Origin of the sequence: Arenimonas donghaensis DSM 18148 = HO3-R19, assembly GCF_000743535.1 — a bacterium.
GTDB classification, from domain to species: domain Bacteria; phylum Pseudomonadota; class Gammaproteobacteria; order Xanthomonadales; family Xanthomonadaceae; genus Arenimonas; species Arenimonas donghaensis.
In genome coordinates, this window is the sequence record NZ_AVCJ01000012.1 from 87,551 (window position 1) to 107,156 (window position 19,606).

Consider the following 19,606-nt stretch of genomic DNA (forward strand, 5'->3'; position numbering starts at 1 on the left):
CTCAGTCCTTCGCCAGTGGCTTGTTGAACCGGCTTGCCGGCCGCAGCAGGATCCAGGTGAACAGGCTGCTGGCCGCGGTGCAGGCCCAGAACATGAAGAAACCGATCGTGTAACCCAGGCCGCGGCTGATGTCGATGTCCGGGAAGGTCATGTCGCGCAGGGTCAGCGGGTCAACGACGGCGAAGAACACCATCGTCGCCACGCCGGCGGCGAAGAAGCTTGGCCAAAGGATCGCCCCGAGCCGCTGTGCGAGCGGGCGGGGCGGGTGGTCGAAGCGTTCGACGGGCGGGCTCATGGTGCGTCGGGCGGCTCGTCGGCGTCGCGGTGCGAAATCGACCAGACGTAGGCGCCGACCAGGCGGCTGCGGGTGTCGCCGATGATCGGTCCATGCGCCGGCATCATGCCGTTACGGCCATTGCGGATGCCTTCGCTGATGGTGGCGAAATCGCCGCCGTACAGCCAGGTGTCGTCGGTCAGGTTGGGCGCGCCGAGGATCGCATTGCCCTTGCCGTCGACGCCGTGGCAGGCCGCGCAGACGCCGGCGAACTTCGCCTTGCCGGCTTCGGCCAGGGCCGGGTCGGCCTTGATGCCGGCCAGGCTCTGCACGTAGGTCGCGACTTCGGTGACGCCGACGTCACCGCCGATGGCCGCGGCCAGCGGGGGCATCGCCGCCTGGCGGCCCTGGACGATCGAAGCCAGGATCTGGTCGGGCGAGCCGCCCCAGAGCCAGTCGCCGTCGGTGAGGTTCGGGAAGCCCTTGGCGCCGCGGGCGTCGGAACCGTGGCACTGGGCGCAGTGGTTCTGGAACAGGCGTGCGCCGAAGGCGAGCGCGTCGTCGTGCCGGGCGATGTCATCGATGGGCATCGCGTCGAAGCGTCCGAAGGCGTCGGCCAGGCGGGCGTCGGCCTCGGATTTGTCGGCGTCGTGCTCCTTGGCCGAGGTCCAGCCCGAGGTGCCGGCGAAATTGCCCATGCCGGGATACCAGGCCAGGTAGCCGATCGAGAAGACGATGGTCAGCCAGAACAGGATGATCCACCAGCGCGGCAGCGGCTTGTTGTATTCGGTGAGGTCGCCATCCCAGACATGGCCGGTGGTTTCGGCGTTGTTGCGGGCTTCGTCGCCGCGGCGCTTGGACGTCCACCACAGCAGCCAGGCGCAGCCGGCGATGTTCAGGGCAACGAGGAAAATGACGAACAGGGACCAGCCGGTAGTCATGGGGTGTTCTCGCTCTGGTCTTCTTCCAGGGGCTGTCTGGCGGCGGCGTCGAACTCGGGCTTGCGCTTGCGGCTGTAGGCCCAGGCGACGCCGACCAGGAACAGGATGAGCAGCACGACGGTGGAAATGCCGGCGACCATGTCAGTTCACCGGCGCGTGCTTGCCGAGGCCCTGCAGGTAGGCGATCAGCGCGTCCATCTCGGACTTGCCCGCCACCGCAGCCGCGGCACCGTCGATGTCTTCGGCGGTGTAGGGGTCGCCGAGCGTTTGCAGGGCGCGCATGTTGCGGGTCACCGCGCCGGGGTCGACCGCGGTCTCGGCCAGCCAGGGATATCCCGGCATGTTCGAGACCGGTACAACGTCGCGTGGGTTGATCAGGTGCACCCGGTGCCAGTCGTCGGAATACCGGCCGCCGACGCGCGCCAGGTCCGGGCCGGTGCGCTTGCTTCCCCACTGGAAGGGACGGTCGTAGACCGATTCGCCCGCCATCGAATAATGGCCGTAGCGCTCGGTTTCGTGGCGCAGGGTGCGGATCATCTGCGAGTGGCAGTTGTAGCAGCCCTCGCGCACGTAGATGTCGCGGCCGGCCAGTTCCAGCGCCGGGTAGGGTTTCATCCCCGGCATCGGCTTGACCGTCTCGGCCTGGTACATCAGCGGCACGATCTCGGCGAGGCCGCCGAAGCTGATGACGATGGCGATCAGGATCGCCATCCAGCCGACATTGGTTTCGATCTTCTCGTGGCTCATGTCGGGTCCTCAGGCGTGCGACTGGGCGGCGGGCGGAAGCACGGGCGACTCGACCCGGCCCTTGGCCAGGCGGAAGGTGCGCACGGTGTTCACGCTCATCAGCACCATGCCGGCGATCACCAGCAGGCCGCCAAGCAGGCGCACCAGGTAGTAGGGGTAGTTGAATTCGACGATCTCGGCAAAGGCGTAGGTGAGCGTGCCGTCGCTGTTCGCGGCGCGCGCCATCAGACCCTGGTAGATGCCGGCGATCCACATCGACACGGTGTAGAGCACCACGCCGATGGTGTGCACCCAGAAGTGCTGGTCGATCATGCGGATGCTGGCCATTTCCTTCAGGCCCAGGCAGCGCGGGATCAGCATGTAGATCGAGCCGATGGAGATCATCGCCACCCAGCCGAGCGCGCCCGAATGCACGTGGCCGATGGTCCAGTCGGTGTAGTGGCTGAGCGCGTTGACGGTCTTGATCGACATCATCGGGCCCTCGAAGGTGCTCATCATGTAGAACGAGATGGCGACGACGAGGAACTTGATGATCGGATCGGTGCGCAGCTTATGCCAGGCGCCCGAGAGCGTCATGATGCCGTTGATCGCGCCGCCCCAGCTGGGCGCCAGCAGGATCAGCGAGAACACCATGCCGACCGACTGCACCCAGTCGGGCAGGGCGGTGTAATGGAGATGATGCGGGCCGGCCCACATGTAGATGGCGATCAGCGCCCAGAAGTGCACGATCGACAGCCGGTAGCTGTAGATCGGGCGGTTGGCCTGGCGCGGCACGAAGTAATACATCATGCCCAGGAAGCCGGCGGTCAGGAAGAAGCCGACCGCGTTGTGGCCGTACCACCACTGCACCATCGCGTCGACGGCGCCGGAATAGACCGGGTAGCTGTGCCAGAGCCCGGCGGGCATGGCCAGCGAATTGACGATGTGCAGCAGGGCCACGGCGATGATGTAGGCGCCGTAGAACCAGTTCGCCACGAAGATGTGCCGGACCCGGCGCTTGGCCAGCGTGCCGAAGAAGATGTAGCCGTAGGCCACCCAGACCAGGGTGATCAGGACGTCGATGGGCCAGGCGAGCTCCGCGTACTCCTTGCCCTGGGTATAGCCCAGCGGCAGGGTGACGGCCGCGGCCACGATGACCAGTTGCCAGCCCCAGAAGACGAAGGCGGCGAGCTTGTCCGAAAGCAGCCGGACGTGGCTGGTTCGCTGCACCACGTACAGGCTGGTCGCGAACAGGGCGCATCCGCCGAACGCGAAGATGACCGCGTTGGTGTGCAGCGGCCGCAGGCGGCCGAAGCTGAACCAGGGCAGGTCGAAGTTCAGCGCCGGCCAGTACAGCTGGGCGGCGATGATCACCCCCACCAGCATGCCGACCACGCCCCAGACCACGGTCATCACCGCGAACTGCAGCACGACCTTGTCGTTGTAGGTATCCACCTTGTTGTCCAGCGTCATCGGAGCTTCCCCGTCTTCTTCGCGCCATTATCCCCAACCCGGCAGGGCGCCGGATTGACCTTGGTCAAGGCGCATTTTTCCGGGCCATGGCTGTCCCGGGAGACGGGCTCAGGAGGCGGGTGCCGCCAGCGCCGCCTTCACGGCGGCCAGGAAGGCCGGATCCGTCACGCTGCCCAGGGTTTCCGTGCGCGCCAGGACGCGACCCTCGGCATCGAGCAGCACCAGGGCCGAGGTGTGGTTGAACTCGCCGTCGGCCAGGGGCCGGTAGCGGATGCCCAGCACGGCGGCCAGGCGGCGGACACCGCCCGCTTCGGTGCGGGCCAGGGTCCAGCGGTCCCCTGGCAGGCGGCGCTTGTCGAAAACCGACTTCAGGGCCGCCGGGTCGTCGCGGGCGGGGTCGAGGCTGACCAGCAGCACCTGCAGGCGCTCGCGTTCAGCCGGCGACAGCGCATGCTCGACGCCCTTGGCGCTGTCGATGATCAGCGGGCAGACATAGCGGCAGGAGGTGTAGAACATCGCCACCAGCCGCACCCGGCCGCGGCCATCGGCAAGCTGGAAGTCCCTGCCGTCCTGGTTGGTGTAGGCATCGGCCAGGCGATAGATCGAATCGCCGGGAACCGTGGCATCGGAAGCGGCAGGCAGCGGGCCGGCCGACAGCGCCAGCACCAGGCCGAAGATGAGGGTGCGCAGGCTCATGGCGTGTCTCCAGTCAGGTCGCGGGCGCAGCGGAAGCCCAGGTTGCCGGTGGTGTCCTGCGCCTGCAGGGCCGACAGCATGGCCACCCGCATCAGCACCGCGTAGTTCTCGCGGTCGTCCATGGACAGGGCGCCGGCGCCGCAGAACTGCAGTTTGTCCGGGTCGCCCTGTTCACGGTTGTCGGGCGAGACCAGCATCGCGGCGTAATCGTCCACCCATTCCCAGACCAGGCCATGCAGGTCCTGTACGCCGTAGATGTCGGTCGGGCCCTGGCCGACGTCGGCCAGGGCCTGGTTCGATGGCCGGGAGTACCAGGCGAGGATGCGTTCGCGCCAGGCGGGGTCCTTGCGGGCGTCGGCGCGTGTTTCGTCGGCCGCCGCCGCGAACTCCCACTCGGCCCAGGTCGGCAGCCGCGCCCCCTGGGCTTCGCAATAGGCCTGGGCAGCGAACCAGCTGACTTGCACCACCGGCTGCTGCGGGCCAGCGTTGCCGAGCTCTGTGGGACCGGCCCAGTGCTGCAGGTAGCGCTGTTCGGCGAACAGCGCCGGGGCCTGGCCGCGGCGCCAGTCGGCATGACGCCGCACAAAGTCCAGGAACTGAGCATTGGTGACCGGCCGTCGCTGCAGTTCGAAGGGTGCGACCTTCACCAAGCCCCCCGTGTCCTCGTAACGCAGCACCGACCTGAATTCGCCGCCCGGCAGCCGGGCCCAGTCCTGCCCGGCAGCGAGGCCGGGCAGGGGAAGCAGGGCCAGCAACAGGAGGCAGGCGGCCTGTTTCATGCTCAGTGCGCCGCGCCTTCGCCGCGCTCCGTATTGGCGCGCACCTTGGCTACGTCCTCCTTGCTGACCTTGCCACCGGGGTTGCCCCAGCTATTGAGCGCGTAAGTGAGGATGTTGGCCACCTCGTCGTCGGTGAGCTGGCTCATCGGCGGCATCACGGAGTTGTAGTCCTCGCCATTGACCTTGACCGGACCGGACAGGCCGTTGAGCACGATGGCTGCGAGTTCATCATGCGAACGCGTCATCCAGTCCGACTTGGCCAACGGCGGGAATACGCCCGTCATGCCGGCGCCTTCGATGCCGTGGCAGGTGGAGCAGGTGCCGGCAAACAGCGCCTTGCCAGCGGCCACCTGGTCTTCCAGCGTCAGCGTGCCCGATGCCTGGGCAGCGGCGGCCTGGGCCACCGGCTGCATGCTGGCGGCCTTGTCGCCCAGGTAGACGTGGTCGACTTCCTTGCCCGAATAGATGCTCTTGTCCTCTTCACCATCCACCTGCAGGATGCCCAGCGCGCCCTTGTTGAAGGCGCGGAAGATCGAGTGGTCGACCAGCACGTAGCTGCCCGGCACTTCGAGGTGGAAGTCGGCGATCATCGCGCCGCCGGCGGGGATCAGGGTGGTCTGGACGTTTTCCTGGTAGCGGGTGCCGCCCTCGTACCAGACCTTGTCGAAGATCTCGCCGATCACGTGGAAGCTCGATACCAGGTTCGGGCCGCCATTGCCGACGTACAGGCGCACGTCCTCGCCGACGTTGGCCTTGATGGCCTTGTCGCCGGTGAGCGCGTTCTCCGACCCGTTGAACAGCACGTAGGTGGCGTTCTCGTCGATCGCCCGCTGCATGTCGAAGGGCGCGTGGCCCTTCTCGCGGTATTTGGTGGTTGTGTAGAAGTCGCCCTGCATGACGTAGAACTCCTTGTCCACCGGCGGCATGCCTTCGGGTGGCTCGACCAGGATAAGGCCGTACATGCCGTTGGCGATGTGCATGCCCACCGGCGCCGTCGCGCAGTGGTAGACGTAAAGGCCGGCATTGAGCGCCTTGAAGGTGAACTGCGAGCCATGGCCCGGCGCGGTGAACGTCGACGCTGCGCCGCCACCCGGACCGGTGACGCCGTGCAGGTCGATGTTGTGGGGCATCTTCGAGTCGGGATGGTTGTGCAGGTGGAATTCCACCGTGTCGCCCTGGCGCACCCGGATGAAGCTGCCTGGCACGGTGCCGCCGAATGTCCAGAACGTATAGGTGACGCCTTCGGCGATTTCCAGATCGACCTCGCGGACCTCCAGTTCGACCTTCACCTTCGCAGGGTAGTCGCGGTTGGTCGGCGGGGGAACGTGGGGCGGCGAGGTCAACACGGCTTCGATCATTTCGCCCTGAGGCGGTCCGAAATCACCCTTGCGTGAACCGCCCGTGTCCGCGGAGCCAGCCGCGCGCTTGGCGACGACCGCTTCGTGGGCGTCCAGTTCGGAATTGGGATTGTCGCGGCAGCCGGCGAGGGCCAGGGCGGCGGCAATGGACAGGACGAGCAGTGGGCGCTTCATGGTGGAGTCTCCGGTCGTGTGGCGTTCTGGCGATTCGATGCGGACAGCTTGCTGCCTATTCGCACGGCGTTCGTTGATGCACGTCAAGAAAGACCCATGAGGCCCAGTCTGGACGCAATTCATGCCGAAGTGAATGCCAGCGATGAGAAGAATTCGCCAAGGCTTGACCTGGCTCAATGGCCGCGCCGGCAGTGGCGTGCAAGCTCGCCAGGACCCGATCCGGGCCTGTCTTGGACTCCCCGCATGAACCTCAGGACCTGCATCTCCCTGGCACTCGCCGTTTCCGGGCTACCGGCAGCCGTCGCCGCCGGGCCCGTCGAGGACGGGTGGTCCGGCCACCTGCGCTATCGCCATGAATCGGTGGACGACCAGGCCTTCGCACGCGATGCCCGTGCCGACACCCTGCGCCTGCGACTGGGCTTCCGCCATGGCCTGGGCCATGGCCTGGCGGCGGGGCTGGAGTTCGAGGGCATCATCGGCACCGATGACCGCTACAACTCCACCGCCAACGGCGAAACCAGCTATCCGGTGGTGGCCGATCCGGCCGGGCTGGAGGTCAACCAGGCCTGGTTGCGCTGGCAGGGTGCCGCGGGCGGTGCGACGCTGGGACGGCAGCGCCTGCTGCTGGACAACCAGCGCTTCGTCGGCAACGTCGGCTGGCGCCAGAACGAACAGACCTACGACGGGGTCGTTGCGGATTTCGCGCCGCGCCCGGGATTGGTGCTGCGCTACGCCTGGCTCGATCGCGTGCATCGCGTGTTCAGCGACGAAGCCCGCGATCCGCTGGCCCGCGAGCGGCGGCTCGACGCACACCTGGTGAACGCGAGCTGGCAGGCTTCCGGCGCCACGGTGGTGGCCTATGGCTACTGGTTCGAGGACGAGGACGTGGCCACGGCCTCGACACGCACGCTGGGCCTTCGCTGGACCGGAAGCCACGACCTGGCGTCGGCGAAACTGGGCTGGACGCTCGAATACGCGAAGCAGCGGGACCACGCGGGCAACCCGCGGGTCGTGGATGCCGGGTATTTCCTGGTCGAACCCTCGGTCGCGGCCTGGGGCCTGACCGCGAAGCTGGGCTGGGAGCAACTGGGCGGCAATGGCAGCACCGCGTTCCAGACGCCGTTGGCGACGCTGCATGCCTTCAATGGCTGGGCCGACAAGTTCCTGGTGACGCCGGTGAACGGGCTGGACGACCGCTACGCGTCGGTGTCGGGCAAGTTCGGCAGCGGGCGCCTGCAGGACAAGCTGGCCTGGACGCTGGCCTGGCACGACTTCGACGCGGACCTTGGCGGTGCCGACTACGGCCGGGAATGGGACGCGTCGCTGTCCTTCCCGTTGCCCGGCGGCTTCTCCGGCCTGGTCAAACTGGCCGACTACCGCAGCCAGGGCTTCGCCCGCGATACGCGCAAGGTGTGGCTGCAGATCGAGCGCAGCTGGCCCTGAGCCCGGCACGCCCCTGTAGGAGCGCCTTCAGGCGCGACAGGCTTCGCGCCTGAAGGCGCTCCTACAGGGGCACGAAAAAAGGCCCCGCATCGCGGGGCCTTTATTCTTTCCGGGGTGCGTGGGTCAGTAGACGTCGTTGACCGTGTTGTTGATGTTGAACTTGCCGGTCGGGGTGATCAGGCGGGCGTCGTCCAGGACGGCCTTGAGCTTGCGGGTCTTGTCGTCGACCACCACCAGCGCCGAACGCTGGTCCTTGCCGTTCCAGACCGAGAACCAGACTTCGTCGCCGGCCGCGTTGTATTCCGGCTGCACCACGCGCTTGGGGCCTTCGCCCAGGTTCGCCCACTCGGCGATCGGCAGCACCTCGAAGCCACCGTCGAGGTTGTCGATGTCGAACACCGCCACCGACTGCGCCACCGACTCGTCAGGGTTCAGCGGCGTGTCCACCCAAAGGTTGCGCGACTTCGGGTGCGTCTTGATGAACAGCGAACCGCCGCCCTGGCCGTGCAGCACCTCGACCACCTTCCAGGCATGTTCCGCATGGCCCTCGGGGTCGGTGCCGATGAGCGTGATGTTGTCGTTGCCAAGCGCCGACGTCCCCCAGACCGGGCCGAATTCGGGATGCACGAAGTTCGCGCCGCGTCCCGGGTGCGGGATCTTCTCCACGTCGATCAGGCCGACCATGCGCTGTTCCTTGGAGTCCACCACCGCGATCTTGTCGCTCTGGTTGGCCGCGGTCAGGAAGTAGCGCTTGGTCACGTCCCAGCCGCCGTCGTGCAGGAAGCGCGCCGCGTCGAGGGTGGTCACCCGCAGGTTGTCGATGTCGCTGTAGTCCACCAGCAGGATCTTGCCGGTTTCCTTCACGTTGACGATGAACTCCGGGTGCTGGTGGCTGCCCACGATCGCCGCCACGCGCGGTTCCGGGTGGTATTCCTGGGTGTCCACCGTCATGCCGCGGGTCGAGACGATCTTCATCGGCTCCAGGCTCGGGCCGTCCATGATCACGTATTGCGGCGGCCAGTAGGCGCCGGCGATCGCCAGCTTGTCCTCGAAGCCCTTGTACTTGGAGGTTTCGACCGAGCGAGCCTCCAGGCCGATCTTGATCTCGGCGACGCGGTCGGGCAGCGCCATCCACATGTCGATCAGGTCGATCTTGCCGTCGCGGCCGATCGTGTAGACGTAGCGGCCCGAGTGCGAAACACGCGAGATGTGCACGGCGTAGCCGGTCTTGATGATGTTGATGATCTGCTTGGTGTCGCCGTCGATCAGGGCGATTTCGCCCGAGTCGCGCAGCGTCACCGAGAAGACGTTTTCCAAGTTGTAGTCGTTCATCTGGCGGGTCGGACGGTCTTCGACCGGCACCAGTACCTTCCAGCTCTCGCGCATCTCGGCCATGCCCCACTCGGGTGGGTTGGGCGGGGTGTGCTGGAGGAAGCGTGCCATCAGGTCCACCTGGTCGGTGGTGAGCTCGCCGCCGGTGCCGAAGTTGGGCATGCCGCCCGGGGAACCGAAGTTGATCAGCGCCTTGAGGTAGTCGGTGCCCTTGGCCTGGGTCAGGTCCGGGGTGAGCGGCTTGCCGGTGGCGCCCTTGCGCAGCACGCCGTGGCAGCCGGCGCAGCGCTGGAAGAAGATGTCGGTCGCCTCGGCGAACTCTGCTTCGGTCATGTCCGGGGCGCCGGGACTGCGCACCATCTTCACGTCGCCCGCGGCCATGGTCGAGGGCGCACCCTTGTAAGCCGCCTCGGCCTGCGAGGTGCCCGGGTGGGCCTCGCCCTGGGCCGGATCGGAGGCGCCGGCGATGTTCTTGCGGGCCGCCGCGACCTGGTCGGCGCTGAAGCGGGTGTCGCCGTTGTCGAACTCGTCCATGACGTGGTTGAGGATCGCGGCGATGTCGGCGTCGGCCAGGTGGCTCATCGCGGGCATCACGGCGTTGTACTCGCTACCGTTGACGGTGATCTTGCCGCTCAGGCCGGCCAGCACGGCTTGCAGGGCGGCCTGGGGATCCTTCTGTATCCAGTCGGAATCCTTCAGCGGCGGAAACGCGCCGGCCAGGCCGGTGCCGGTGGGCTGGTGGCAGGCCGCGCAGTTGGCGAGATAGGCGGCTTCGCCGGCCTGGTCCTCGGTCTTGGGGGCGCGTTCGTTGACCACGTCGTTGCCGGCCGCGAACGCCAGGCTGGCCCCGGCGCCGAGCGCGATGGCCAGGGCAGTACTGATGAGAGTGCGTTTCATGCTGGATCCCCGTTGGTGGATTTGGCTTTGCTCGGCGGTATCCCGCCGTCGGGGGAAGCTTGGTCCCCGGACGGCCGATCTCCCCTGACCTGCATCAAGCGACTCGATCTTTTCACCGGCGTCCGTAGCTCGGTTTGACGGGGGTCAAATGCCGGCACGCCCATGCCGTCGTACGGTGCGTCATCGACTCCAGACAGGTGAACAAGATGTCCCTCGCCCCTCTCGCGCTCGCCCTGGCGGCGGCCTTGTCGCCCTCCACCGGGGACGACACGCTGCGCACGCTCGACGCCGTGGTGGTGGTCGGCAGCCGCAGCGCCGAACCCGTGAAACAGGTGGTGGGGGCCGTCAGTCGGATCGATCGCGAGGCCATGGAACGACGCGGCGTGCAGGGCATCGAAGACCTGGCGCGACTGCTGCCGGGCGTGGATGTCAGCGCGGATGCGAATCGTTTCGGAGCCCAGGGATTCAACGTGCGCGGACTGGAAGGCAACCGGGTCGGCGTGGAGCTCGACGGCGTGCCGCTGCCCGATGGCTTCGGCGTCGGCCAGTTCGCGCTGGCCGGACGCGACCTGGTCGAACTGGGCATCGTCGACCGGGTCGAGGTCTTGCGTGGCCCGGCCTCGACCCTGCACGGCAGCAAGGCCCTGGCCGGCGTGGTGGCCTACTGGACCCTGGATCCGGCCGAAGCGGCCTGGTCTGGCGAGCAAGCCCGGTGGCAGGGAACGGCACGCGCCGGGGCGGGCAGCCGCGATCATTCGCGCTGGCTGTCGGCGCGGATGATCGCGCGCAGCGACGACCAGCGCCTGTCCGCGCTGGTGTCGCTGGGCCGCCGCCAGGGCGAACAGATGAAAAACAGTGCCGACGACCCGGCGTTCGCCGCCAATCCCGCCGATTTCCGCAACGACAGCGCGTTGGCCCGGCTGAGCCTGGATGCCGGCGCCATGGGTCGCTGGAGCGCCATCGTCGAACGTGCCGAAGGTCGCCGGACCACCGACGTGCAATCGCAGCTCTTCGGCCCTGGCCGGTTCGCCACCACCTACGCCCTCACCGGTGACGACCGCTACGAGCGGCTTCGCGCCAGCCTCGGTGGCGAATGGCAGCAGGTGGGTCCCTTGGGCCCGGTGCGGCTGCTGCTCTATCGGCAGGACAGCCGTAGCGACCAGTTCAGCGACCAGTTCCGCCTGGCCGACCGGGCCACGCCTTTCCTGTCGCGCCGCGAGCGCCGCTTCGTGTTCGGGCAGGAAAGCACCGGCCTTGAGGTCAACGCGCAATGGCGGGGTGAGTGGCTCGGACTACAGCACTGGCAGGTGTTCGGCATCGACCTGGCGCGGCACGACTACCGCGGCTACCGCGATGGCATCGAAACCAACCTCGCCACCGGCACCAGCAGCAACGTCATCATCGGCGAGGTATTCCCGCTGCGTGATTTCCCCAATAGCCGCGCCGACGAGATCGGCCTGTTCTGGCAGGACGAAATCCGCTTCGGTGGCCAGTGGGCGTTGGTGCCCGGCCTGCGTTGGGAAAGCTACCGCCTGCGCGCGCACCCCGACCGGCTGTGGTCTGACGACAATCCCGGGGTGGTGCCGGTGTCCCTGGACAACGACCAGGTCACGCCGAAGCTGGGCCTTCGCTGGAACCGCGGGCCGCTGGGCCTGTACGCGCAATACACGCGGGGATTCCGCGCGCCGCCCTTCAGCGACGTCAACATCGGCCTGAACCTGCCCACCTTCAACTACATCGCGCTGCCCAATCCCGGGCTTGAGCCCGAGCGCAGTGAAGGTCTCGAGCTCGGGCTGCGCTGGAACGGTGAATTCCTGGCCGGCACGGTGGCGGTGTACGAGAATCGCTACCGCGACCTGATCGAATCGCGTGCCAACCTCGGCCGCAACCCAAGCGGGCAACTGGTGTTCCAGTCGGTCAATCGGGACCGGGCACGTATCCGGGGCATCGAACTCGAAGGCCGCTGGTGGCTGGAGTCGCTGTCGGCGCACGCCCGGGGCTGGTACCTCGACGCCGTGGCCTCATGGGCGCAAGGAGACGACACCTCGCGTTCGCTGCCGATCAATTCGGTGCCGCCACCGCGCGCCAGCCTCGGCGCCGGGTTCGAGTCGGTCGATGGGCGTTGGGGTTCGGAGCTGCGCCTGACCGGCGTGGAACAGGTTTCGCGTGCCGACCAGAGCGCCGGGCCACTGTTCCTGCCGCCGGGCTATTCCACCTGGGACCTGCACGCCTGGGCGTCGGTGGGAGAGCAGCTACGGCTGAACCTTTCGGTGTTCAACCTGACCAACCGCACCGCCTGGGACTGGTCGGCGCTGCGGGGCTTGCCGGCCGATGCCGATGACATCGCCTTCCATTCCCGTCCCGCACGGGGCGTGAGCCTGGGCCTGGTAGTCGATTTCTAGGCTCAATCACCCGCGGTTGACCGAGGTCATGGCGCAGTGCCCGGACGGACGCTGCAATGCGCGCCATGACCCACCTGCCCCTGGCCGTCAGCCTGCTGCGTCACGGCGTCGACGGCATCGATGATGCGATGTTGCTGCTCGTGGCCGGCCGGCGCCGGCTCGTGGCCAGGCTGGCCGCCGGCAAACGCCGTGCGGGCCTGCCCGCACGCGATCCGGCCCGCGAAGACCAGGTCCTGGCCCGCGGACAAGGGCTGGCGCGCCGCCTGGGGCTGCCGCCCGGGCTGGCGCGGGGCCAGTTGGAGCTTTTGATCGCCGATGCCTGCCGCCTGCAGGATCCCGAGTCCGGAGAGACCATGAGCGCAAACTCCCCCCGATCCCCGCTGCGCTGGTTCCCGCCCCCGCGTCGCTGGGCGCCGCTGCTTCGCCTGGTGCCCGCGCCCTGGCAGCGGCAGGCCATGGAACGAGTCGTGGGTCGCCTGCTGGCCCAGCCCATCGGCGTCGGAGACCTGGAGTTCATGCAGGGTCGCCGCCTCGGCATCGAGGTCAGCGACCTGGGCCTGGCCTGGGTGCTTGAACTCGACGGCGAGCGCTTGCGAGTCGTCGAAGGCGAGGCCGAGGCCAGCGTGCGTGGCAGCGCCACCGACCTGCTGTTGCTCGCCAGCCGCCTGGAAGACGCCGACTCGCTGTTTTTCCAGCGTCGGCTTGAAGTCACCGGCGACACCGAGCTCGGTCTCACCGCGCGCAACCTGCTTGACCGTCTTCCCTGGGAGTCGGTGCCGCTGGGCGTGCGCATCCTGCTGAACCGTGGCGCCCGTGCTGCTCGCTCCGCCCGTGAAGCCTGGCAGGGCGATGCGGCGTGAATCCCGTCTGGCGCGACGAACTAGTGACCGAATACGCGGGCCTGGCCGACAGGCTCGAACGCCTGCTGCCCTGCGTTGAAGTCCCCATGCACCTGCCCTGGATCGACGCGATCCAGGCGCTCAAGCGCGATCGCGGCGCCGTGCTCATGGCACATAGCTACCAATCACCCGAAATATTCCACGGCGTTGCTGACGTCACCGGCGACTCGCTCGCACTGGCGCAGGCCGCGGCCGACTGCGATGCCGAGATCGTGGTCCTGTGCGGCGTGCACTTCATGGCCGAGACGGCGAAGATCCTGGCGCCACGGATGAAGGTGCTGATTCCGGATCCGCTGGCGGGATGTTCGCTTGCCGAATCAATCAATGCTGCCGACGTGCGTGCGCTGCGGGCCCGGCATCCGGGCTCGCCGGTGGTCACCTACGTCAACACCAGCGCCGAAGTGAAGGCCGAATCCGACGCCTGCTGCACGTCGGCCAACGCCGTCCAGGTAGTCGAGGCGATGGGGGCGGACAAAGTGATCTTCCTGCCCGACCGGTACCTCGGTTCGCATGTCGCGAGCCAGACGGACGTGCAGCTGGTGCTGTGGGATGGCCGCTGCGAGGTGCACGAAACGTTTACCGCGGCCGAAGCCCGCCATGCCCGAAAGCGATTCGACGCGAGGCTGGTCGCGCATCCCGAGTGTCCGCCCGAGGTGCTCGCGGAGGCCGACTTCGTCGGTTCAACCAGCGCCATGGGTGCCTGGCTCGAACGTGAACAGCCCGAGCGTGTGGCGCTGATCACCGAGTGCTCCATGGCCGACAACCTGCGGCTTCGTTTCCCGGCGACGCAGTTCATCAAACCCTGCAACCTGTGCCCGCACATGAAGCGCATCACCCTGCAGAACATCCACGCCTGCCTGCGTGACATGGCACCCGAGGTCACGGTGCCGGAGCGCGTGGCCGCGCGGGCGCGCCGTGCGCTTGAACGTATGTTGGCGGTGGGTAGGGACGAGCGCGTCTGAGCACGAATACGTCGCCGCTGGTGGTCGTGGGTGCCGGTGTTGCCGGCCTTTGCGTGGCGCTGGCGGCGGCGCCGCGGCCGGTGATCCTGGTGAGCCGCAGCCGGGGACCGTCCGGCACGGCCAGCGCCATGGCCCAGGGCGGCATCGCCGCGGCCGTGGGGCCGGGCGACGAGGCCGTCTGCCACGCCGCCGATACGCTGGTTGCAGGTGCCTGCCACAACGACGTGGGTGCGGTGCTGGACCTGGCGCTTTCAGCGCCGGGCGCCATCGACTGGCTTGTCTCCCTGGGCGTGCCGTTCGACCGCGGCAGCAACGGCATGCTTTCGCTGGGCCGCGAGGGGGGTCACGACCGCGCGCGTATCGTGCACGCCGGCGGTGACGCCACCGGGCGGGAAATAATGAAAGTGTTGTGCACAGCGGTGTTCGCCTCGTCGCACGTGCATTGGCTTGCCGGGAATACCCTGGAAGCCATCGGCCTCTCGGCCGGCGGGCGCGTGGCGGCCGTTCGCGTCCGCGATTCCGCGGGTCGCGTGGAGCCACTTCAGGCTGCCGACCTTGTGCTGGCGACGGGAGGCATAGGTGGGCTGTTCACATGCACTACCAATCCCGAAGGCTCCGATGGTGCCGGACTTGCCCTTGCATTGGCGGCGGGTGCGAAGGGCCGTGACCTCGAATTCATCCAGTGGCACCCCACGGCCTTTGCAGTGCCCTCGGGCCGGCACCTGCCACTGATCACCGAGGCGCTGCGCGGCGCGGGCGCGGAACTGGTCGATGACGAGGGGAACAGGCTCATGCGGGGCACGCACCCGCTTGGCGACCTTGCCCCGCGCGACGTCGTTGCGCGCTGCCTGTGGCGCCATCGCCAGGCCGGCAGACGTGTCTGGCTTGATGCCCGCAAGCTGCTCGAGCCGGCCTGGCACCAGTTCCCGGGCGTGCTGGCTACCTGCGCCGAGCAGGGCATCGATCCCCGGCGCGAATTGATCCCGGTGACGCCGGCAGTGCACTTCCACATGGGCGGCATCGCGGTCGATCCACAAGGGAACAGCAACCTTCCCGGGCTGCATGCCGTCGGCGAGGTCGCATGCAGCGGCGTGCATGGCGCCAACCGGCTGGCGAGCAATTCGCTGCTCGAGGGTGTCGTGTGCGGGCACGCGCTCGGCGCAAGGCTTGGCAAAAGCGGTGGCCGTGGCGGATCGGCCGCACGCTGGGTGGACGCTGGTGCCGTGCCGACACCGGCGGTGGGGAGATCGTTGTCAGCGATGCTTACGGACGCACTGGGTCCTTTGCGCAGCGGGAGGACCCTGGCGGCGGCCGTGGATGCGATCGGCGCCGACCCGGCGATGGCCTGCAGCTGGCAGGGTCGGCTGGCGCTGCGCATGCTGGTTCCGGCGCTGGCGCGCACGCGGTCGCTGGGCGCGCACTTTCGCGTGGATTCAGCGGCCAACCACAACATACGGCAGGGCATCGAAACGGATGCGTACGGCGAAATCGCTTGATACGCGGCAGGTCATGCCCCACATTGGCGGCAGAATACTTGCATCTTCCCCTATCGCTACCCCATGAACGTGTCCCAGTCCTTCGATCGCAGCCAGCTCCTGGAGTGCGCCAGCGGCGCCATGTTTGGCCCGGGTGGCGCGCGCCTGCCGTCCGACCCGATGCTGATGTTCGACCGCATCACGGAAATCAGCGAAACCGGCGGCAAACACGGCAAGGGATACATCCGCGCCGAACTCGACATCCGTCCAGACCTCTGGTTCTTCGCCTGCCACTTCACGGACGACCCGGTGATGCCGGGCTGCCTGGGCCTCGACGCCATGTGGCAGCTGGCCGGCTTCTTCCTCCCCTGGCTCGGCGAGCCAGGTCGCGGTCGCGCGCTGGGCGTGGGCCAGGTGAAATTCACCGGCCAGGTGTTGCCATCCGCCAAGCTGGTGACCTACGAAATCGACATACGGCGCGTCGTGCGGGGTCGCCTGAAGATGGTAATCGCCGATGGTCGAACGCTTGTTGACGGCCGCGAGATCTATACCGCCGAAGAGCTTCGCGTCGGCCTGTTTACCTCCACCGAAGGCATGTAGCCATGCGTCGCATCGCGATTACGGGCATGGGAATCGTCTCCTGCCTGGGCAACCAGCTTGACAGGGTTTCGACGGCATTGCGTAACGGTCTCTCCGGCATCCGGCGTGACGATGCCGCGGCCGAAGCCGGATTGCGCAGCCAGGTCTCGGGGGCCCCGGACATCGACCTGCCAGCCCGCATAGACCGCAAGGTGCTGCGCTTCATGGGCGACGGTGCGGCGTTCGCGCACGTGGCGATGCAGGATGCGATCGCCGATGCCGGGCTCGATGATTCCCAGGTGCGTTCCGAGCGTACCGGCCTCTTTGCGGGGTCGGGCGGGGGTTCGACCCAGTGGCAGGTGGAGGCGGCGGACCTGTTGCGCAACCGTGGCGTCCGAAAGGTCGGGCCGTACATGGTGCCGCGTACGATGGGTTCGACGGTCTCCGCCAACCTGGCGACGGCCTTCGGCATCCGCGGCGCCAGCTATTCGATTTCGGCAGCCTGCGCCACGTCGGCGCACTGCATCGGTGCCGCCGCCGACCTGATCCGCGCCGGCCGCCAGGACATCATGTTCGCCGGCGGCGGCGAGGAGTTGCACTGGTCGCTGAGCTTGCAGTTCGACGCGATGGGCGCGCTGTCAACGCGCCACAATGAAACCCCGGCCACGGCGTCGCGTCCCTACGACGCCACCCGCGATGGCTTCGTCATCGCCGGCGGCGGCGGCATGCTGGTGCTGGAAGACTTCGACCACGCCGTCGCCCGCGGCGCCCGCATCCATGCGGAGCTGCTGGGTTACGGCGTGACCTCGGACGGTGCCGACATGGTCGCGCCCTCCGGTGAAGGCGCCGTGCGCTGCATGCGCATGGCGATGAAGGACATCCAGGCGCCGGTGGATTACCTCAATACCCACGGAACCTCAACGCCGTTGGGCGACCTGGTCGAACTGCGCGCCGTGCGCGAAGCCTTTGGTGTCGACGTACCGCCGCTCTCGTCGACCAAGGCCCTGTCCGGGCATTCGCTGGGCGCGGCCAGCGTGCACGAGGCGATCTACTGCCTGCTGATGATGCGCGACCGGTTCATGGCCGGCTCGGCCAATATCAGCGAACCGGACCCGCAGGCCGGGGGTTTTCCCATCCTGCGTGAAAGCCGAGAGGCCACGCTGCGCACGGTGATGTCCAACAGCTTCGGCTTCGGCGGCACCAACGCCTGCCTGGTGTTCGGCGCCGCCGGCTGACCGGGTCAGCCAGGCGGAAGCCCGGGTTTCCCCGGCAGCCCCTGCCAATAGCCATTGACCGCGCCCCGGCGCGGTGGCGCCAGCGGCGATTCTCGCGCCAGGTCGAAATGTTCGACGACCTCACGCATTCCCGAGGCCTGCGGATACAGGCGCAGCAGGCCCACGCCGAGCGCACGCAGCGCCGGCAATTCGGGGCCGAGGTCGGTGATTTCCTCGCCAAGTACCTGGATGCCGTTGATGCGCAGGAAGGGCGTGCCCTCGCGCGTGGCAAGCGGCAGGCCATCGGGATGTTCGATGCAGCGGAAACCGCAGGCGTCCTTGGGCACGTCCAGCGCACGGGCGGTGAAACAGCGGGCGGAATAAGACAACGGCAGGCGGCCCCAGGCGATCAACTCCAGCTCGGGCAATGCATGGCCTTGCGCCGCATGCGCGGCCAGCAGATCGTCCACCTGCCCGTGGCCCTGCTCGACGCCGGGCACCCAGCGCCTCAGGCCATCTTCGACCAGCATGGCCAGCGTGACGTGGTTGTAGATATTCAGGCTTGGTCCGGCAACGAAGGGCAGGCCTTGTTCACGACACAGCTGCACCGCGGTCAGGTCGTTGGCTTCGATCCAGAAGCCGCCGTGCGCCATCATGCGCTGGATCGCATTGAGCTCCGATTCGGCTTCGACCAGGGCCAGGCTCGACAACACGACCTCCTTGCCGGCCGCCGCCAGCTCGTCGGCCAGCGAGATCCAGTCGCGGGTTCCCAATTCGCGACGCTTGCTGCAGACGGTTTCGCCCAGGTAGAAGACGTCGACCGGCCAGCCGGCCGCTTCGCGGTAGAAGGCCAGTGTGCGCTCGCGGGGCCAGAAATATTGCAGGGGTCCGAGGCTGAGTTTCATGTGGTCAGTGCCAGGCGCGGTGGTAGGGGCCGAGGGTGGTCTGGTGGCCTTCGGCATGAGCGGACAGGGCCTTCTGCCAGCCGGGCTGGAGTCGCCAGTTGTCCGGATCGGCACGATGCCGGTCGATGGCGTCGCGCCAGGTGCGCGTGACCGCCGACACGTAGGCGACGCCGCGCTGGCGACCTTCGATCTTCAGCGCCGCGATGCCGGCCTTGGCGAGTTGCGGCAACAGTTCGAGCGTGTTGAGGCTGGTGGGCTCTTCAAGCGCGTGGAACGTTTCGCCGCCGACCGTGAAGCGGCCCTTGCACACGGTCGGGTAGGCAGCGGGTTCTCCCGGGGCGTAACGATCCATCAGCAGCCCGTTGAGTCTTACGCCGCGATCGCCACCCTCGTGTTCCTCCCACCGCACGAATCGTGCCGGCGAGCACACGCCGTGGCGGTTGGGCGAGGCGCCGGTGACGTAACTCGATAGCTGACAGCGGCCCTCGACCATGATGCAAAGGCTGCCGAAGGCGAATACCTCCAGGGGCACCGGCGAACGCTCGCAAAGGCGCTCTACCTGCTGCAGCGAAAGCACCCGGGGCAACACCGCGCGGCTTATGCCGAAGCGTTCGTGCATGTAGCGCAGCGCCGGTGCCGTGGTGGCCGACCCCTGGACGGAAAGGTGCCGGGCGAGCTGCGGATGCTCGCGCATGGCGTGCTCGAGAACCGCCATTTCGGCAGCGATGATCGCGTCGCAGCCCAGCGCCGCGGCGTGGTCCACGGCGGCCTGCCATACGCGCAGGCGCGATGTTTCCGGATAGGTGTTCAGGGCCAGGTAGACCTTGCGGCCGCGCTGGTGCGCGTAGGCGATGCCGGCCCGGAGTTCGGAGTCGTCGAAGTTCAGGCCGGGGAAGGCGCGGGCATTGGTCTGGTCCCGGAAGCCGGCGTAGACCGCATCGGCGCCGGCATCGATCGCCGCGTGCAGGGCCGGCAAGTTTCCGGCGGGGCAGACCAGTTGCATCGCGCTCTCCTGGATGGGGTCCGGTGATGCTGCCCCCTGACTGGCTGGCGCGTCATTGACCTGGGTCAGTTACC

At 67.8% G+C, this 19,606-nt stretch carries 18 protein-coding genes; 7 read left to right on the plus strand and 11 right to left on the minus strand.

The features are described 5' to 3' along the window. Window position 1 precedes the first annotated feature (1 nt). The 8 genes from N788_RS06705 to nirK all read right to left on the minus strand — a co-directional run bounded on the left by N788_RS06705 (window position 2) and on the right by nirK (window position 6,421). Window positions 2–295, minus strand: coding sequence for a hypothetical protein (locus N788_RS06705; RefSeq protein ID WP_034222753.1), 294 nt, complete (start codon window positions 293–295; stop codon window positions 2–4). Then, window positions 292–1,215 (minus strand): cytochrome-c oxidase, cbb3-type subunit III, encoded by a 924-nt coding sequence (gene ccoP / locus N788_RS06710; protein WP_034222756.1) that lies wholly within the window; start codon window positions 1,213–1,215, stop codon window positions 292–294. Before ccoP ends, N788_RS06705 begins: the two co-directional genes overlap by 4 nt. Then, the gene (locus N788_RS14350) at window positions 1,212–1,355 is read right to left on the minus strand and encodes a cbb3-type cytochrome oxidase subunit 3 (RefSeq protein WP_084695932.1); all 144 of its coding nucleotides are present in this window, start codon (window positions 1,353–1,355) and stop codon (window positions 1,212–1,214) included. The genes ccoP and N788_RS14350 overlap by 4 nt, the downstream gene beginning before the upstream one ends. A 1-nt stretch (window position 1,356) precedes the next feature. Further along, complete coding sequence (gene ccoO, locus N788_RS06715) at window positions 1,357–1,962, minus strand: cytochrome-c oxidase, cbb3-type subunit II (RefSeq protein ID WP_034222759.1); 606 nt, start codon at window positions 1,960–1,962, stop codon at window positions 1,357–1,359. A gap of 9 nt (window positions 1,963–1,971) precedes the next feature. Then, on the minus strand, window positions 1,972–3,414 hold the full coding sequence (gene ccoN / locus N788_RS06720; RefSeq protein ID WP_034222762.1) for a cytochrome-c oxidase, cbb3-type subunit I: 1,443 nt from the start codon (window positions 3,412–3,414) through the stop codon (window positions 1,972–1,974). A 108-nt stretch (window positions 3,415–3,522) separates the two neighbouring features. Next, complete coding sequence (locus N788_RS06725) at window positions 3,523–4,110, minus strand: SCO family protein (RefSeq protein WP_152560407.1); 588 nt, start codon at window positions 4,108–4,110, stop codon at window positions 3,523–3,525. Then, window positions 4,107–4,889 (minus strand): formylglycine-generating enzyme family protein, encoded by a 783-nt coding sequence (locus N788_RS06730; RefSeq protein ID WP_034222764.1) that lies wholly within the window; start codon window positions 4,887–4,889, stop codon window positions 4,107–4,109. Before N788_RS06730 ends, N788_RS06725 begins: the two co-directional genes overlap by 4 nt. 2 nt (window positions 4,890–4,891) lie before the next feature. Further along, entirely contained in the window at window positions 4,892–6,421 is a 1,530-nt protein-coding gene (gene nirK, locus N788_RS06735) for a copper-containing nitrite reductase (RefSeq protein ID WP_034222766.1), read from the minus strand. A 243-nt stretch (window positions 6,422–6,664) separates the two neighbouring features. Between nirK and N788_RS06740 the strand changes: the two genes are divergently transcribed. Then, entirely contained in the window at window positions 6,665–7,864 is a 1,200-nt protein-coding gene (locus tag N788_RS06740) for an alginate export family protein (protein WP_034222768.1), read from the plus strand. A gap of 123 nt (window positions 7,865–7,987) precedes the next feature. Here N788_RS06740 and N788_RS06745 read toward each other — a convergent pair whose 3' ends face one another. Next, window positions 7,988–10,093, minus strand: coding sequence for a cytochrome D1 domain-containing protein (locus N788_RS06745; RefSeq protein ID WP_034222770.1), 2,106 nt, complete (start codon window positions 10,091–10,093; stop codon window positions 7,988–7,990). A gap of 206 nt (window positions 10,094–10,299) precedes the next feature. Between N788_RS06745 and N788_RS06750 the strand changes: the two genes are divergently transcribed. From N788_RS06750 to fabB, 6 genes are all read left to right on the plus strand, one after another. Then, a complete protein-coding gene (locus N788_RS06750) occupies window positions 10,300–12,495 on the plus strand; it encodes a TonB-dependent receptor domain-containing protein (protein WP_152560408.1) in 2,196 nt (731 codons plus the stop codon). 65 nt (window positions 12,496–12,560) lie between these two features. Then, entirely contained in the window at window positions 12,561–13,355 is a 795-nt protein-coding gene (gene ubiT, locus N788_RS13885) for a ubiquinone anaerobic biosynthesis accessory factor UbiT (RefSeq protein ID WP_152560409.1), read from the plus strand. After that, window positions 13,352–14,356 carry a quinolinate synthase NadA gene (nadA, locus tag N788_RS06760; RefSeq protein ID WP_244444097.1) on the plus strand — a complete coding sequence of 335 codons (1,005 nt, stop codon included), beginning with the start codon at window positions 13,352–13,354 and terminating at the stop codon, window positions 14,354–14,356. The genes ubiT and nadA overlap by 4 nt, the downstream gene beginning before the upstream one ends. A gap of 20 nt (window positions 14,357–14,376) precedes the next feature. Continuing rightward, window positions 14,377–15,852 (plus strand): L-aspartate oxidase, encoded by a 1,476-nt coding sequence (locus tag N788_RS06765; RefSeq protein ID WP_244444098.1) that lies wholly within the window; start codon window positions 14,377–14,379, stop codon window positions 15,850–15,852. Window positions 15,853–15,915: 63 nt separating this feature from the next. Next, complete coding sequence (fabA, locus tag N788_RS06770; protein WP_034222778.1) at window positions 15,916–16,431, plus strand: 3-hydroxyacyl-[acyl-carrier-protein] dehydratase FabA; 516 nt, start codon at window positions 15,916–15,918, stop codon at window positions 16,429–16,431. 2 nt (window positions 16,432–16,433) lie between these two features. Beyond that, window positions 16,434–17,645 (plus strand): beta-ketoacyl-ACP synthase I, encoded by a 1,212-nt coding sequence (gene fabB, locus N788_RS06775; RefSeq protein ID WP_034222781.1) that lies wholly within the window; start codon window positions 16,434–16,436, stop codon window positions 17,643–17,645. Between the two features lie 5 nt (window positions 17,646–17,650). Here the strand turns inward: fabB and N788_RS06780 are convergent, their stop codons facing one another. Then, on the minus strand, window positions 17,651–18,529 hold the full coding sequence (locus N788_RS06780; RefSeq protein WP_034222784.1) for a U32 family peptidase: 879 nt from the start codon (window positions 18,527–18,529) through the stop codon (window positions 17,651–17,653). A 4-nt stretch (window positions 18,530–18,533) separates the two neighbouring features. Continuing rightward, entirely contained in the window at window positions 18,534–19,532 is a 999-nt protein-coding gene (gene ubiU / locus N788_RS06785) for a ubiquinone anaerobic biosynthesis protein UbiU (protein ID WP_034222787.1), read from the minus strand. Between the last annotated feature and the right edge of the window lie 74 nt (window positions 19,533–19,606).

Excerpts from the sequence above, each read along its gene's own strand:
- N788_RS06705 (WP_034222753.1), bottom strand. The coding sequence starts at position 295 with ATGAGCCCGCCCGTCGAACGCTTCGACCACCCGCCCCGCCCGCTCGCA.
- ccoP (WP_034222756.1), bottom strand. The coding sequence starts at position 1,215 with ATGACTACCGGCTGGTCCCTGTTCGTCATTTTCCTCGTTGCCCTGAAC.
- N788_RS14350 (WP_084695932.1), bottom strand. The coding sequence starts at position 1,355 with ATGGTCGCCGGCATTTCCACCGTCGTGCTGCTCATCCTGTTCCTGGTC.
- ccoO (WP_034222759.1), bottom strand. The coding sequence starts at position 1,962 with ATGAGCCACGAGAAGATCGAAACCAATGTCGGCTGGATGGCGATCCTG.
- ccoN (WP_034222762.1), bottom strand. The coding sequence starts at position 3,414 with ATGACGCTGGACAACAAGGTGGATACCTACAACGACAAGGTCGTGCTG.
- N788_RS06725 (WP_152560407.1), bottom strand. The coding sequence starts at position 4,110 with ATGAGCCTGCGCACCCTCATCTTCGGCCTGGTGCTGGCGCTGTCGGCC.
- N788_RS06730 (WP_034222764.1), bottom strand. The coding sequence starts at position 4,889 with ATGAAACAGGCCGCCTGCCTCCTGTTGCTGGCCCTGCTTCCCCTGCCC.
- nirK (WP_034222766.1), bottom strand. The coding sequence starts at position 6,421 with ATGAAGCGCCCACTGCTCGTCCTGTCCATTGCCGCCGCCCTGGCCCTC.
- N788_RS06740 (WP_034222768.1), top strand. The coding sequence starts at position 6,665 with ATGAACCTCAGGACCTGCATCTCCCTGGCACTCGCCGTTTCCGGGCTA.
- N788_RS06745 (WP_034222770.1), bottom strand. The coding sequence starts at position 10,093 with ATGAAACGCACTCTCATCAGTACTGCCCTGGCCATCGCGCTCGGCGCC.
- N788_RS06750 (WP_152560408.1), top strand. The coding sequence starts at position 10,300 with ATGTCCCTCGCCCCTCTCGCGCTCGCCCTGGCGGCGGCCTTGTCGCCC.
- ubiT (WP_152560409.1), top strand. The coding sequence starts at position 12,561 with ATGACCCACCTGCCCCTGGCCGTCAGCCTGCTGCGTCACGGCGTCGAC.
- fabA (WP_034222778.1), top strand. The coding sequence starts at position 15,916 with ATGAACGTGTCCCAGTCCTTCGATCGCAGCCAGCTCCTGGAGTGCGCC.
- fabB (WP_034222781.1), top strand. The coding sequence starts at position 16,434 with ATGCGTCGCATCGCGATTACGGGCATGGGAATCGTCTCCTGCCTGGGC.
- N788_RS06780 (WP_034222784.1), bottom strand. The coding sequence starts at position 18,529 with ATGAAACTCAGCCTCGGACCCCTGCAATATTTCTGGCCCCGCGAGCGC.
- ubiU (WP_034222787.1), bottom strand. The coding sequence starts at position 19,532 with ATGCAACTGGTCTGCCCCGCCGGAAACTTGCCGGCCCTGCACGCGGCG.